Below are 13485 nucleotides of genomic sequence, written 5' to 3' on the forward strand. Positions count from 1 at the left end.
GAGGCGTCAGCAGGTCTCGCGGACGTGACCGGGCTCGTCCGCGGGCAGCACGTCGCGGTCGCGGCGGACGATGCTCAGCGCGTCCCCCCAGCGGGAGCACGCGGCGGTCAGGCCGCTGTCGGTGTACTCGATGACGATCACCCCGTTGTCGAACGCGGCGGTGTACTCGTCGCAGTTGCCCTGCTCGCCGCACTCCTCGGCCACGGCGAAGTCCAGGCCGTTGCGTTCGCGGTCGGGGGCGAGCTCGGAGGTGTTCTTCTGGCCGATGGCCAGCCCCCTGCCGTGGGCGTGCGCGGAGAGCAGGCGGATGAAGTCCTGGGCGTCGGCGGCGGACAGCAGTCCGCGTGATCGGGTGAAGCTGTCGAAGTTGTCCGGCTCGACCGCCTGGAAGCCCTTGGCGGCGCACTCGTCGATCCAGGCGTTCACCTTCGCCGCGACCCGGTCGCGCTTGTCCGGTGTGCGCAAGTCCAGCAGGGCCTCGTCCCAGTCCTCGTCCATCACCGCGGACCCGGTGGCATCGCGCAGCACCAAGTCCCCCCACTCGGTCTCAGCGCCGGGCTGGGCCTGGAAGGCGTTGACATAGCAGATGTTGTAGAGACCCGGTTCGGGCGAGGCGGCGTGGTCGCGGATGACGACCTCCACCCCGGGAGCGGGCGGGTAGCCCTGCGCCAACTGGTAGTCGACCCCGCCCCCGGCCGGTGGCGGGGCGACCGGCCGCGGCTGGGGGGTGCTCGTCCCCGGAGGGGGACTCGACGGCTGCGGCGGGGCGCACGCCGTGAGCGCCGCCACCGCGGCGCAGAGCAGGAGTGCGGTGCGGACCTGCATGGTGGACTCCAGAAAGCTGTGGACCTCGGTGCTCACCGGGCGCGCCGCTGCCGGGCAGCCCTTGGCGGGCCCGACTCTACGAGGTCCGGTGGCGGCGTCGGGATCGGTGGTCCGGTCTCCGGCGCGGTCGTGCGGGATGGGGCCGCGGCGGGCAGAGTGGGTGCCCCCGACGACGCCGGCGCATGGGCTGGTCGGCCCCCTGGGTCTCCTCAGCCGACAGCGACTACAACCGCGACTGGGGCTGGACCCGCGAAGACGGCGAGTACCCGGGGGCGAGCTTCTACGTCCGCACCGGCGACGACGTGTTCCTCACCTACGTGACCGAGGGGCGCGGGGTGGAACCGCTGAGCGGTTTCGCGGGCTACCTCGACCGAACGGTGTTCGGCAGGCAGGAGAGCTGGGAGGACTCACCCACGGGCTGGCCGACCGGCGACCCGCACACCCGAAATCGCAGGCACGACGAGTACCCGGCCGAGTAGGGTCGGTCGGTGTGGAGTCCACCCGTGTCGACCGCTGGCTGTGGGCGGTCCGGCTGACCAAGACCCGCCCGGACGCCGCCGCTGCCTGCCGAGGCGGTCACGTGCGCGTCAACGACCGCCCGGCCAAACCCGCAACGACGGTCGCCCCCGGCGACGAGATCCGCGCCCACCTCAACGGCCGGACCAGGGTGATCGAGGTCGTGCGGGTGATCCAGAAGCGAGTGGGCCCCCCGGACGCGGCGACCTGCTTCCTCGACCACACCCCCGCCCCACCCCCGGACACCACCGCGCCGGTGGCCCGCCGCGACCGAGGCGCGGGCAGACCGACCAAGCGCGAACGCCGCATCCTCGACCAGTTCCGCGCGGGCGGCCACTGAGCCCCCACCCCGCCGACGCCCACCGCGCCCGAGGCCACCCCACACCGCCCCACCGGCCCGGCTGCCAGCCACACCGACCCCCACCGGCGCAGCCGCCAGCCACCACTGCAACCGGCGGCCCGGCGAGCGAATGCCGGGGTGGGTGGAGGTGTTTGGCCAATCGGCCACCCCCGAGAACCGCCTGCCCGGTGAGCGAATGCCCGAGTGGGTGGAGGTGCTGCTTGGGCGACCACCTCGAAACCGCTGGCCCAGCCACCAGCCACCGCGAACCCCACCGGCGCAGCGGCCCGATCAGCCACCCCGAGAACCGGCGGCCCGGCGAGCGACTGCCCGGGTGGGTGGATGTGTTTGGCTAGCTGGCCACCCCGAGAACCGCCGGCCCGGCGAGCCAACCGCCCGGGTGGGTGGATGCGCTTGTCCAGCCGACCACCCTGAAAACCGGCGGCCCGGCAAGCGACTGCCCGGGTGGGTGGATGTGTTTGGCTAGCTGGCCACCCCGAAAACCGGCGGCCCGGCTACGCAGAGGCCCGGGTGGGTGGATGTGTTTGGCCGGGGGTGGCGATCATGTGACAGCCTGCCTGGGCGGTGGGGCATCTTTTCAGCCCCACCTGACGCACTGGAGCACATGATCGCCATAGGGGCCCCGGCCAAACACATCCACCCAGCCGGGCACACCCACCAAACGACCGGGCTCGAAAGCCGAGCACACCCACCCAGCCGGGCACCACCAACAAAACCTCAGGCTCCAAACCAGAACCGCAGCCGAGGCCACGCCTCAGGACGCGCCAGCAGACCCCGCAGATCCCGCAGCACCCGACTCACCCGCATCCACCTTGCTGAAGCGCAGCTTCCACGGCATCGCCGCCGATTCCACCTGCACGGCGAAGCTCATCTTCGACTGCCCCTCGGTGCGCTCCTCGAACCGGATCGGCACCTCCGCGATGCGCATCCCCAGCCGCACCACGCGGTGGTTCATCTCCACTTGGAACGCGTACCCGTTGCTGCGCACCGAGGCGATGTCGATGGCGCGCAGGGCGTCCGCGCGCCACGCCTTGAACCCGGCGGTCGCGTCCTTCACCCCGAGCCGCAGGATGGTGTCCACGTAGAGGTTCGCCCACGCCGAGAGCGCCTTGCGGTGCCACGCCCATTCGCCCGCGACGGACCCGCCGTCGACGTAGCGGGAGCCGACGACCACGGCGGCGTCGGTGGTGGCGAGGGTTTCCAGCATCACCGGCACGGCTTCGACCGGGTGCGACAGGTCGGCGTCCATCTGCACGACGACGTCGGCGCCTTCGGCCAGTGCCCTGCTCATCCCGGCGACGTAGGCGCGGCCCAGGCCGTCCTTCTCGGTGCGGTGCAGGACGCCCACGGTTCCCGGTGCCGCCGCGGCGAGCCCGTCGGCGACCTCGCCGGTGCCGTCGGGGGAGTTGTCGTCCACCACGACGATCCCGAGGTTCGGCACGCCCAGCCCGGTCAGCAGTTCGACCACCTTCGGCAGGTTCTCCCGCTCGTTGTAGGTGGGGATGACAACCGTGACCTTCGGAGTGCTCTCTGCCATGAGTGTTTGCCCTCGCGCCCTTCTCCCCGGCTGTGGTGGCCCGCGCAGACCACTCCGGACACGGTATCGGATCGCGCCGACCGCGGTCACCGACCCGGGAACGGCGCGTCGGGTGGTGCGGTCCGACACCGAGGTGCGCTGTCGTTGATCGTCCTCAAGCGACTGTCGGTGCGGGACTCGGCCGGGTCAGCCGCAGGGGACGTCGAGCCAGGTCTTGGCGCCTGCGCCGGTTCGGACGGTGTCCAGTTGGGTGAGGAGGGTGTCGAGGTTGCCCGGTTCGTCCACGAACCTCAGCACCGCCCGGTAGAACGCGGTGCGCATGGTGGCGGGCATCAGGTCCGCGCCGTCGAAGCAGAGCGCGTCGTCCGAGGTCAGGATGCCGGTCACCTCGGCGCGGGTGCCGGTGCGCCCGGTCGAGCTGGACAGGGTGCGGCTGGCGGAGTAGGCGCCGTCCCGCGCCCAGGTGCCCTGGGCGGTGTCGGAGGCGAGGAACGCCACCAACTGCCGGGCCTGCGGGCTGTCGCGGAAGATCGCCGCCAGGTCTGCCGACACCACCGAGGCCGGGGCGACGTCCGCGAGCGGGGGGAACCTGGTGAAGGCGTAGGAGTGGCCGTTGAGGTAGCCGACGTAGGCGCCGGTGATGAAGGACGCCTGGTGGTCGAGCCAGCAGCTCGGCGGGGTGCTGAACAGCCCCCGGCCCGCGTCGTCGTAGTCGGTGAGCAGGGCGGTGCCCGGTCCGCCGCTGACCGCCCCGCCGATCAGCTCGCCCCAGGTTTCCCAGGCGGCGCGCACCCGGGGGTCGGTCCAGGCGAGCGCGCCCGCCGTCCACGCCCGGTAGGCCTCGGGGCCCGCCTGGTGCAGCAGGATGTCCTCGATCCAGTCCGTGCCGGGCCAGCCGGAGTCCGGCACGCCCGCCAGGCCCAGGCACCAGGCCTCCGGTCTCGACCGGCTGAACGCGCGCAGTTCGGCCGCCGTCTTCGGCGGGTTCGCCAACCGGCTCGGGTCGTACCAGAGCGCGCTCTTGAGGTCGACCTTCACCGCCACCCCGAACCGGTTCCGGGTGCCCACCTGCTCCAGTTGCGACCACTGCTCGCCGACCACCGCCGCCCGGGCGGGGAACACGTCGTCCAGCGGGGTCAGCGCGCCCGCCCGCGCGTACCCGGCCAGGTCGCCGGGGCTGGGCAGGATCGCCACGTCCGGCGGGGTGCCCTTGCGCACGTCGGACTGCAACACCTGGGTGATGGCGCGGGTGCCCACGAATTCCACGCGGATGCCGGTGGCGTCGATGAAGGCCGCGAGCACCTTCTCGATCGTCGCCCGCTCCGGGCCGCTCGCCCACGCCGCCATCACCACCAGGGTCTTCTGGGCGCGCACCGCCGAGCACCCCGCCACCACCAGCAGCACAACGGCAAGCCCCGCCGCGAATCGCCTCACCTGGCATCTCCCCGGGGTCGGAAGCGGTATTCCAGCAGGTACCTCGACAGCGCCGCGGTGCTGAGCCCGACCAGCAGCACGAACGCGCCGCCCGCGGCCCAGGCGAGCCGCCCGGTGTCGGCGGCCCGGTCGAAGCGCTCCGCCGCCTCCCTGCCGTCGCCGGTGATGGCGCTCTCCGACGTCGGGTCGGTCGGGGCGGCGGGCTCGGCGGTGAGGTCGGCCACCGCCACCGCGCACCGCGGGCAGTCGGCCGGGAGCAGCGACTTGAGCGTCCGCGCGCCTTCGGCGACGTGGGTCCGGGTCCGCTGCTCCCAGGCCACGGCCGTGCCGCGCAGCGTGCCGGTGCCCTCGGTCAGCGCCGTGCCCGCCCCGGTGGCCCACCCGGCGCCCAGGACGGCGAACGCCACCGCCACCGCGGTGGCCGCCAGCAGCCCGGGGTCCAGCGTCCGCCGGAACCGGGTGCCCAGCCAGACCTGGGTGCCGACGAGCGCCAGCAGCAGCGGGACCGTGCCCAGCCACCACCACAGCCCGACCCGGACCCCGGCCGAGTCGTCGAGTCGCTGCTCGTCCAGCACCCCGCCCAGTTCGTCGAGCACCTGGGCGGCGAGGCGGGCGGCGTAGACCAGGTCCGCGACGACGGCCCGGGTCGGTTCCCCGGCCACCCGGTGGTTCGCGTCGGCCTGCTCGACCGCCCCGATGTAGGCGACCAGCAGGCCCTCGGCCACCTGGAGCCGGTCACCGGTGGCGGTGGCGCTCGCGACCCTGGTCAGGCTCTGGCTGACTGCGGCGATCCGGTCCTGGTACCGCTCACCGGGTCCCACCAGCCCGGCCTGCCCGGAGGCGAACGCGGTCAGTGCCTCCTGGTGCGCCTCGGCCAGCGCCGACCGGGCCGCGGCCAGGTCCTGCACGGCGGGGCCGGTCCGGTCGCGCACGGTCTCGGTCGTGCTGCTCAGCCGGTCGTAGAGCCACCAGGCGGAGCCGCAGGCGGTGGTGGCGGTCAGCACCAGGGACACCAGCAGCGCCCACAGCGCCCGCCTCGTCGTGCTCACGCCCGCTCCGCCGCTCCGGTGCCGCAGCCCGCGCAGAACAGGTGGTTCGGGGCCAGTGGGCCCGCGCACCCGTGGCAGGCGCGCGGGGGACCGGTGGCCGCGGGCGGCTCGGACCGCTCCGGGCGCACCCGCGGCGGCCGGACGCTGTGGGTCGACCTGACCCCCAGCCGCAGCACGTCCGCCGCCGCGATGTCCGGCCGCAGGCGCACCTCGCCGTCGACGACCTCGACCAGCCGCTCCAGCAGCCGCACCGCCCCGGTGTTGCCCAGCCCGGTCGCCAGGGCCAGCGCCTGCCCCCACTCGCGCCGGGCCGCCTCGTGGTCACCGTGGTCGTGGGCGTCGTAGCCCGCGATCATCGCCGCGCTCAGGTCCGCCTGCCCGGTGTAGTGGCTGACCCCGGGGTCGACGTGGCTCGACCGCTGCACGTCGTCGGTCCAGCACATCAGCACCGGTCGCGCGGTCGCGCCCGGTGCCGGGGGCACCAGGTCCAGCGACGCGGCCAGCAACTGCTCCTCGACGTCGTAGCCGGTCGGGTCCAGGTCGAGCCGCAGGTGGTACTCGCGCGACTCCGCGCCCCAGGCCCCGGTCGGGTACTCCGCGCCCGACCCGTCCGCCGCGGGCACGCCGACGAGGTCCGCGGTCGCGGGGTGCACCTGGCGCAGCAGGCCCACGGTGGCGAACCCGGCGGTGCGCACCCGCAGCCGCAGGTCGGGCACGGTGCGGCCGAGGGCGGTGCGCAGGATGGCGGCGAAGTCCTCGGTCAGGTCCGCCGCGGCGCGCACCGAGTCCGCCGTGCCGTGCGTCGCCTCGGCGATGGCCCGCACGTCCTCGGGGTCCCAGTCGGTGCCGATGCCGCGCGCGTCGCAGACGAACCGACCGCGCACCTCGGCCAGGGCGCGGGCCAGCTCGCCCGCCCGCTCGGTCTGGTTCTTGCCGTCGGTGAGCAGGACCGCGTGCCGCACCGCGCCCGGCCTGCCCGACAGCAGCGCGTCCGCCGCCCGCAGCCAGGTGCTCATGGCCGTGCCGCCGGACGCGGTGAGGTGGCGCACCGCCGACTTGGCCGCGGCCCGGGTGCCGGGGTCCGCGCGCACCAGCTCCGGTGCGCCGGGGAAGACCACGTCCGCCCGGTGGGTGCCCGCGACCACGGCGAACCAGCTCCCGTCGGGCAGGGCGTCGATCCCCGCCGCGGTGGCCGCCCTGGCCGCGGCGATCCGGGTGGGGTCGGTCGGCTGGTCGCCGTCGCGGTCGCACATCGACCCGGAGCAGTCGATGGCGAACACCACCGCCGACTCCACCGACCCCGCCGCCGCGCCGACGGACCCGCCGCCGGTGATCCGCAGGACGGCGTGCAGCTCGGTCGCCCCGCGCGCCAGGTGCGGCCAGTGGTGCACGGCCAGCTCGAACCCCTCGGTCATCTGCGACTCCTCAGCCAGGTGCGCGGGCCCACGGCGTAGGCGCGGTCGAGGAACAGGCCCAGGGCGTCCGCGTCCCTGGCCTGGCCCGCGAGGTCGCGGTAGCAGCGCGCCAGCTCGGCCGCCGCCGCGCGGGCCCGGCCGGTGCTCTCGTACTCGGCCTCGGCGAGCACGGTGCGCAGCCGCTGCCTGCCCGGCCCGTCCGCCTCGCCGCCGTCGAGGTAGAGCCGCCCCAGCAGTTCCGCCGCCGCGGCCAGGTCGGCCCGACCGGGGTAGCCGCAGCTCAGGTGCCCGGTGAGGACCAGGACCGCGGCCGTGCCCGCCGCCTCGCTGTGCGGGGAGAGCCGGGGCACCCGCCGCAGCGCGGCCACGGCACCGGCCCGGTCCGCCCGCTCGCCGTGCCGCAGGCACACCCTGGCCAGCCCGAACGCCGCGCTGCCCGACGTGCCCTCGACCAGCGCCACCGCCGTGTACAGCCCGCGCGCCCGGTCCAGGTCGCCCGCCAGCTCGGCGCAGTAGGCCAGCGCCAGCTTCGGCGCGGCCTCCCCGGGCAGCTCGGCGTGCACCTCGGTGAACCGGTCGTGCGCCGGTTTCCGCTCACCCCGGGCCAGCCCGAGCAGACCGCGGTGCCAGGCGGCCTGCCAGCTCGGCGCGGCGGGCAGCGCGGCGACCTCGTCCAGCTCCGCCTCGGCCCCCTCGTCCTCGCCCACGGCCAGCAGCGCCCGGCAGCGGGCGAAACCCTCCTCGGCGGTGGCGGTCGGGGCGTTCAGCGCGGCCAGCAGCTTGCGCGGGTCGGCGTCGAGGATGGTCGGGTCGGTGACCGGCACCGGCAGCAGCGGGACGGCCGCGGCGGGCGCGGGCAGGCCGGGGTCCAGCGGTTCGCGGGTGGCCCGGTCCGGGCGCGGGCGGGTCCACCGGTCCAGGCCGGGCAGCGCCCCGAGCCCGGCGTCGAGCAGGCCCGCGGCCGGGCTGAACCGGGTGGAGCGGGTGACCCGGGGCTTGCCGTCGCGCAGCGCGGCGACCTGCCCGCGCACCTTGCGCAGTTGCTCGGCCAGTTCGCGCGCCGAGGCGAACCGGCGGTCGCGGTCGGGGTGCGCGGCGCGGGCCGCCAGCAGCTCGAACGCGTCGGTGCCCACCCGCACCCGGTCCGCGTCGTGCTCGGCGCACGCGCGCAGCAACCACTGGAGCGTCCTGCCGACGGTGTGGATGTCGGAGGCGACGGTCGCCCCGTGCTCCTCGATCTCCTCCTCCGGCACCCGGTAGCCGTCGGTGTGCACGTCGTCGCGGTCACCGATCCGGCGCACCCCGCCCAGGTCGATGACCTTGATCCGGCTGTCGCCCGGCCCGCCGCCACCCGGGCGCAGGATCACGTTCTCCGGCTTGAGGTCGCAGTAGACCAGGCCCCGCCCGTGCAGGTAGTCCAGCGCGGCCAGCACGCGCAGCCCGAAGGTCGCCACGTGCTCGGCCCGCAGCGGCTCGTCCGGCAGCCCGCCCGCGCCGATGTCAGCGAGCGTCAGCCCGGGCACGTAGTCCATGACGATGTGGTCGTGCTGCTCCCCGGTCGCCGGGTCGCGGTGGGCGACGAAGTTGTGGATGCGCACGATGTTCTGGTGCTCGACCGTGGTCAGCATCCGCCGCTCGGTCTCGGCCAGCTCCCGGTGCGCCGGGTCGATCAGTCCTTTGAGGACGACGATGTTGTCGTCGAGGTGCCGGTCCTCGGCCAGGTAGAGCCAGCCCAGGCCGCCGTGCGCGAACGGCCCCAGCACATGGTAGCGGTCGTCGACCACCGCGTGCCGGGTCAGCGTCGGCCGGAAGGAGAACCGCGTGCCGCACCGGGTGCAGAAGCCCGCCTCCCGGCGCGGCAGGCGCTCGCGGCAGGTGCGGCAGTGGTGGGTGGTGTCGGTCGCCCGTAGATCGGGGCGGATGCGGCTGGTCGGGTCCGGGAAGGGGAAGGTGGGCAGCGCGAGCGGGTCGGCGTCCGGCCGGGGCGCGGGCGGTGCGGGCGCGGGCGGGCGCCTGCCGCAGCGCAGGCAGTGGCCGGTGGTCGGGTCGACCGCCTTCGCGCAGTCGGCGCAGGGGGTCATCGGTTCCCCTCGATCGCTTCGCGGACGGCCCTGCGGTAGGCGGAGACGGCGACGCGGGAGCGGGCCAGGTCGGAGTGGGCCAGGTGGTGGGCGGCCTCGCGGTAGCGGGTGTCGAGGCCGACGTCCTCGGCGAACCCGTGGTCGACCACCAGGGCGCGGGTGGCGTCGAGCAGCCCGCGCAGGTCGGCGCGCTCGCGCCGGGGATCGGGCCGCTCCCACCCGGCGCGGCGGTGGTCGGGGGGTTGGGCGGTGCCGAGTGGTCCGCGCGGGCCTGCGTGCCCGCGGTGGTCGGGCCGGTGGCCTTCCCCCTCGGCGTGTCCGTGGTCGCGGGCGTGGGCGCCGTCGAGCGGCCCGTGCGGGTCGACGCGTTTGGACTGGTGGCCTTGCCCCACGGCGTGTCCGTGGTCGCGGGCCTGGGTGCCGTTGTGCGGTTCGGGCGGGGCGGCGTACTCGTGGCGGTGGGGTGCCGTCCCGGGGTGTCGGTGGCCGGGGGGCCGGGGGGCGTCGAGTGGTCCGTGCGGGGCGGTGCGTTCGCGGTCGAGCCGGTCGCGTTCGGCGCGGACCGCGCGGTGTGCCCTGGCGATGTCCGCCGCGCAGTCGTCGAGGTCCACCTGTGCCCCGGGGGACAGGGCGGGGCGCAGGGAAGCGGCCCGGAGCCTGCCGGGTGGGGCGCCGACCTCCCTGGCCAGCCGCAGCAGGTCGGCCTCGGCGGCGGCGAGGGCGCGCAGGTCGGCGGTGTGCTGGGCGCGCCGGGCGGCGGTCCCGCCCGGCTGCCTGCCCCGGGTGCGGGTGGCCAGGCCGCTGGGCTCGCGGAAGCCGAGGATCAGCCGGGAGCCGCGGGCCGCCAGCGGGTCCAGCACCCCCGCCAGCAGCCGCTCCGGGTCGTGGGCGAGGTCGACGCCGTCCACCGCGAGGGTCATGGGCGGGGTCTCCAGCCGCACCTGCCGCACCGGGTCGTCGCCGACCCCGGCCCCGGTGCGGCCCAGGACGCGGGTCGCCACCTCCACGGCGGTCCGACCGGTGGCGTCCACGGCCAGGTCGATGCTGTCCAGCGGGGGAGCGCCCGGTCGGCCCGGGTGCGATTCCCGGCTCGACCCCACCACGGCCCGGCGCAGCGCGTCGACCTCGGCGCCGACGAGGACCAGCACGCTGCCGCCCGGCTTGTGCGCCAGCCAGTGGTTGAGGTCCACCCGGTCGCCGCCGTCGGCCGGGCCGCTGGTGAAGGAGGCGTCGACCGGGGGCTCGGACTCGACCCAGCGCTTCGCCCCCGGCAGGTGGCGGCCGATGGTCTCCACCGGGATCATCCAGGCCAGCCCGGACTCGCCGGTGTGCCTGCCCACCACGATGCCCAGCACGTCACCGTGCTCGTCGTCGAACACCGCCGCCCCGCTGAACCCCGCGGTGATCCGCCGGTCGCCGAGGGCGTCGAGCTGCACCCACTCCGCCCCCGGCCCGGCCGCGCCCGCCAACCGCGCCGACGCCCACACCCCGTGCTCGGTGCCGCGCGGGAAGCCGAACGCGCACACGGTCCGCCCGCGGTACGGCGCTATCCACCGCAGCACCGCCCCGCCTGCTTCCCGGACCGTCCGGTCCAGCGGCAGCAGGGCGACGTCGCCGCGCTCGTCGGGTTGCGGCGGCACGGTCCAGCCGGGCGCCACCCGCGCCCGCACCGACACCCCGGCGATCGGCAGCTCCACCACCACCGCGTCGACCCCCTCGACAACGTGTGCGCAGGTCAGCAGGTGTGTGCCGCCCAGGACGACCCCGGCCCCGAGCACCTGCCCGGTGTCGTCGCGGACCCGCGCGCACCAGGGTTCGTCACCCGCGTCCGCGCTCGGCATGCCGTGACCATAGTCACCCCCGTACGGTCCACGGACCCACTCGGAGCCGCGTCGCCCGATCGGATTAGTCGGGTTCGCGTCCCGGTGCCGATCCGGTCCACAGTGGATGAACAGGTGCGGGTGGGGTCCCGGCGCCCGGCGTCACCCTGGCAGGACCCGGGTGAGGAAGTCGTCCGCCAGGTCGGCGATGAGGGTGGTCGGGCGGTCTCGGCCGAGGGTGCCCACCAGGGTGGGGAACGGGGGCAGGTACAGCGGGGCGTCGGTGAAGGTCAGGTGGGTCGAGCCGGGGACCTCGATCCGGGTGCCGTCGGAGCTGAGGGACAGCGTCCTGGTCATCGCGGTGCCGAACTCGTCGTTCGGGTCTGTCGGGTGGTGCGCGATCAGGACCGGGGGGTACCTAGTTTCGCCCGCGGAGTAGGGGTATCCGTCCAGGTCGATCACGGCCTTGAACCTGGTGTCCCGGCCCGCCGCCATCAGCGCCGCCCCGCCGCCGAGCGAGTGGCCGGTGACGGCGGTCCGGTCGAGGGCGAGCCGACCGGCCAGGACCGGGTCGGCGACGTCGAGGTCCTCCAGTTCGTCCATGGCGAATCGCAGGTCGATGGCGCGGGTTTCGGCGCACCGCTGCGCTGTCGCCCGGTCGGCCTCGTCGTCGCCGGTGGCGGCGACCGCCGTGTGCACCGCTCGGCCGTCCGCCAGCACCACCACGGCGGAGTCGAGGGGGTGGTCCATGCCGATGACGACGTATCCGCGTGATGCGAGTTCTTCTGCCCAGGCGGTGTTCTGCGTGCGGACCCCGCCCAGGCCCGGGGAGAACAGCACCAGGGGGAACCGGCCGCGCGCGGCGGGGGCGTCCGGTGTGGACGCGGTGGTGGCCCGGGGCAGTCCGTCGAGGAGGAAACCGGGCAGGTCGAACAGGGCCGCCAGCCCGTCGGCCACCACTGTGGACTCGGCGGTGGTGGCCCCGAGGTACGGCGAACGCGCCCCGGTGGCCGCCGCCGCCGGATACCAGAATTGGGCCACGACCACGCGGGCGGCGCCGTCCGGGTCGGTGCGGGTGCGGTCGGTCCACTGCCGGGTGGTCGTGCCCACGGCGTACTGGCCCGTCGGGGTGGGGAACTCCGGGACCGGCAGCGCCCAGGACGCCGCCGGACCGAGTGCCGCCACGAACACCACCGCGGCCGTCCCCGCCGCCGCGATCCACGTGCGCACCCGCCGTCCGCGAACCGCGCCCACCAGCAGGGGTGTCGTCAGGACCATCGCGGCCAGCACCGGCACCATCTGCCACCGGACGCCGTGGACCAGCAGGACCACGACCGCGACCAGACCCGATCCCGCTGCCCAGAGCGCCACCGGCCCGCGCACGCGTTCCGGTGACCAACGCGAGGACAGCATCACCAGGGCGCACCCGATGACCACGAGTTCAACCGGGTCCAGGCCCAGCAATCCGTTCATGCGGCAAGCCTGCTCGACCCCGCGCCCCGCCCGCGTCACCCCCAGGACGTGGTGCCGCGTACGACCACAGGATGATCGCGGCCCGGTCGGTTGGGGTCCCGGGTCACCGGGCGCCGGGACGGTAATCAGAGGTTTTTCCGCAGCACGTCCCAGTCGGAGGCGCACAACCCGCAGTCGGTGCCCACGAACTGGGCCCTGCTGGTGAGGTCGCCCTTGAGCTGCCACTTGAGCCAGTGGCCGCCGACGCGGCCGAACTCGCCGCCGTTGGGCTCGGAGAAGGTGCCGAAGTGGCCGACGTCCAGGTTGCCCATGAAGGCGGGCAGGCCCGCGGGCAGGCGCCGCCAGTCGTCCATCGCGTTGGGGTGGGCGATGTCGCTCGGGCCGCCGATGAAGTAGGCGATCGGGGCGTGCAGGCGTTGCAGCAGCCCGTTCTGGGCGTCGTCGAGCAGGCCGCTGTTCCACAGGACCGTGGTGGTGATCCGCGGGTCGTCGGCCACCTCGTAGGTCTCGATGCCACCGCAGGACTGGCCCATGACGGCGACCTTGGTGGTGTCGATCCTGCCGTAGTACTTGCTGGTCCGGCGGGAGTTCTCCGCCACCGCCCAGTCGATGGATTCGGTGAGCATGTCGGAGTCGGTCGAGCCGGAGCCGCCGGGCCTGCCGTTGGCGATCACCAGGAAGCCGTGCGAGGCCCACTCGGTGAGGATGTTCTCGAACCAGGTGCCGTCCGCCCGGCAGGCCCCGTTTCCCCACGCCACGATCGGCAGCTTGACGCCGGTGGGCAGGGTGTTGGGGCGGTAGATGGTGTGGTTGGTCAACCGCAGGGTGGTCTCGTACCCGGCGGGGTGGGGGCCCGAGCCGCCGAGGGCGCCCGGTGGCGCCGGTGCCGCGGTCGCGGCCCCGGGGAACAGCGTGCCTGCCAGGACGAGGATGCCGAGGAGCGCACTTCGCAAGCGCATGGTTTCTCCGTTGTT

At 74.9% G+C, this 13485-nt stretch carries 11 protein-coding genes; 2 read left to right on the forward strand and 9 right to left on the reverse strand.

Features of this window, described 5'->3' with window-relative positions; genetic code table 11:
* Positions 1-6: 6 nt before the first annotated feature.
* Entirely contained in the window at positions 7-861 is an 855-nt protein-coding gene (locus tag DFQ13_RS01145) for an endo alpha-1,4 polygalactosaminidase (RefSeq protein ID WP_233438210.1), read from the reverse strand.
* A 146-nt stretch (positions 862-1007) separates the two neighbouring features.
* Between DFQ13_RS01145 and DFQ13_RS35865 the strand changes: the two genes are divergently transcribed.
* A complete protein-coding gene (locus DFQ13_RS35865) occupies positions 1008-1304 on the forward strand; it encodes a DUF899 family protein (protein WP_110078465.1) in 297 nt (98 codons plus the stop codon).
* Between the two features lie 11 nt (positions 1305-1315).
* The gene (locus tag DFQ13_RS01155) at positions 1316-1681 is read left to right on the forward strand and encodes an RNA-binding S4 domain-containing protein (protein WP_110078466.1); all 366 of its coding nucleotides are present in this window, start codon (positions 1316-1318) and stop codon (positions 1679-1681) included.
* 775 nt (positions 1682-2456) lie between these two features.
* Here DFQ13_RS01155 and DFQ13_RS01160 read toward each other — a convergent pair.
* From DFQ13_RS01160 to DFQ13_RS01195, 8 genes are all read right to left on the reverse strand, one after another.
* Positions 2457-3239, reverse strand: coding sequence for a polyprenol monophosphomannose synthase (locus tag DFQ13_RS01160; RefSeq protein ID WP_110078467.1), 783 nt, complete (start codon positions 3237-3239; stop codon positions 2457-2459).
* Positions 3240-3425: 186 nt separating this feature from the next.
* A complete protein-coding gene (locus tag DFQ13_RS01165) occupies positions 3426-4673 on the reverse strand; it encodes an ABC transporter substrate-binding protein (protein WP_146241010.1) in 1248 nt (415 codons plus the stop codon).
* Positions 4670-5722, reverse strand: a complete 1053-nt coding sequence (locus tag DFQ13_RS01170) for a hypothetical protein (RefSeq protein ID WP_052022122.1) — start codon at positions 5720-5722, stop codon at positions 4670-4672. Before DFQ13_RS01170 ends, DFQ13_RS01165 begins: the two co-directional genes overlap by 4 nt.
* A complete protein-coding gene (locus tag DFQ13_RS01175) occupies positions 5719-7137 on the reverse strand; it encodes a VWA domain-containing protein (protein ID WP_110078469.1) in 1419 nt (472 codons plus the stop codon). Before DFQ13_RS01175 ends, DFQ13_RS01170 begins: the two co-directional genes overlap by 4 nt.
* Positions 7134-9218, reverse strand: coding sequence for a serine/threonine protein kinase (locus tag DFQ13_RS01180; RefSeq protein ID WP_110078470.1), 2085 nt, complete (start codon positions 9216-9218; stop codon positions 7134-7136). The genes DFQ13_RS01175 and DFQ13_RS01180 overlap by 4 nt, the downstream gene beginning before the upstream one ends.
* A complete protein-coding gene (locus tag DFQ13_RS01185; protein ID WP_110078471.1) occupies positions 9215-11059 on the reverse strand; it encodes a trypsin-like peptidase domain-containing protein in 1845 nt (614 codons plus the stop codon). The genes DFQ13_RS01180 and DFQ13_RS01185 overlap by 4 nt, the downstream gene beginning before the upstream one ends.
* 141 nt (positions 11060-11200) lie before the next feature.
* Positions 11201-12511, reverse strand: a complete 1311-nt coding sequence (locus DFQ13_RS01190) for an alpha/beta hydrolase family protein (protein WP_110078472.1) — start codon at positions 12509-12511, stop codon at positions 11201-11203.
* Positions 12512-12636: 125 nt separating this feature from the next.
* A complete protein-coding gene (locus DFQ13_RS01195) occupies positions 12637-13470 on the reverse strand; it encodes a poly(ethylene terephthalate) hydrolase family protein (RefSeq protein ID WP_035290787.1) in 834 nt (277 codons plus the stop codon).
* Positions 13471-13485 lie beyond the last annotated feature (15 nt).

This window comes from Actinokineospora spheciospongiae (assembly GCF_003182415.1).
Lineage (GTDB): Bacteria > Actinomycetota > Actinomycetes > Mycobacteriales > Pseudonocardiaceae > Actinokineospora > Actinokineospora spheciospongiae.

What these genes read in the sequence shown, in the direction of transcription:
- DFQ13_RS35865 (WP_110078465.1), top strand. Translation starts at nt 1,008, where the DNA reads ATGGGCTGGTCGGCCCCCTGGGTCTCCTCAGCCGACAGCGACTACAAC.
- DFQ13_RS01160 (WP_110078467.1), bottom strand. Translation starts at nt 3,239, where the DNA reads ATGGCAGAGAGCACTCCGAAGGTCACGGTTGTCATCCCCACCTACAAC.
- DFQ13_RS01175 (WP_110078469.1), bottom strand. Translation starts at nt 7,137, where the DNA reads ATGACCGAGGGGTTCGAGCTGGCCGTGCACCACTGGCCGCACCTGGCG.
- DFQ13_RS01180 (WP_110078470.1), bottom strand. Translation starts at nt 9,218, where the DNA reads ATGACCCCCTGCGCCGACTGCGCGAAGGCGGTCGACCCGACCACCGGC.
- DFQ13_RS01185 (WP_110078471.1), bottom strand. Translation starts at nt 11,059, where the DNA reads ATGCCGAGCGCGGACGCGGGTGACGAACCCTGGTGCGCGCGGGTCCGC.
- DFQ13_RS01190 (WP_110078472.1), bottom strand. Translation starts at nt 12,511, where the DNA reads ATGAACGGATTGCTGGGCCTGGACCCGGTTGAACTCGTGGTCATCGGG.
- DFQ13_RS01195 (WP_035290787.1), bottom strand. Translation starts at nt 13,470, where the DNA reads ATGCGCTTGCGAAGTGCGCTCCTCGGCATCCTCGTCCTGGCAGGCACG.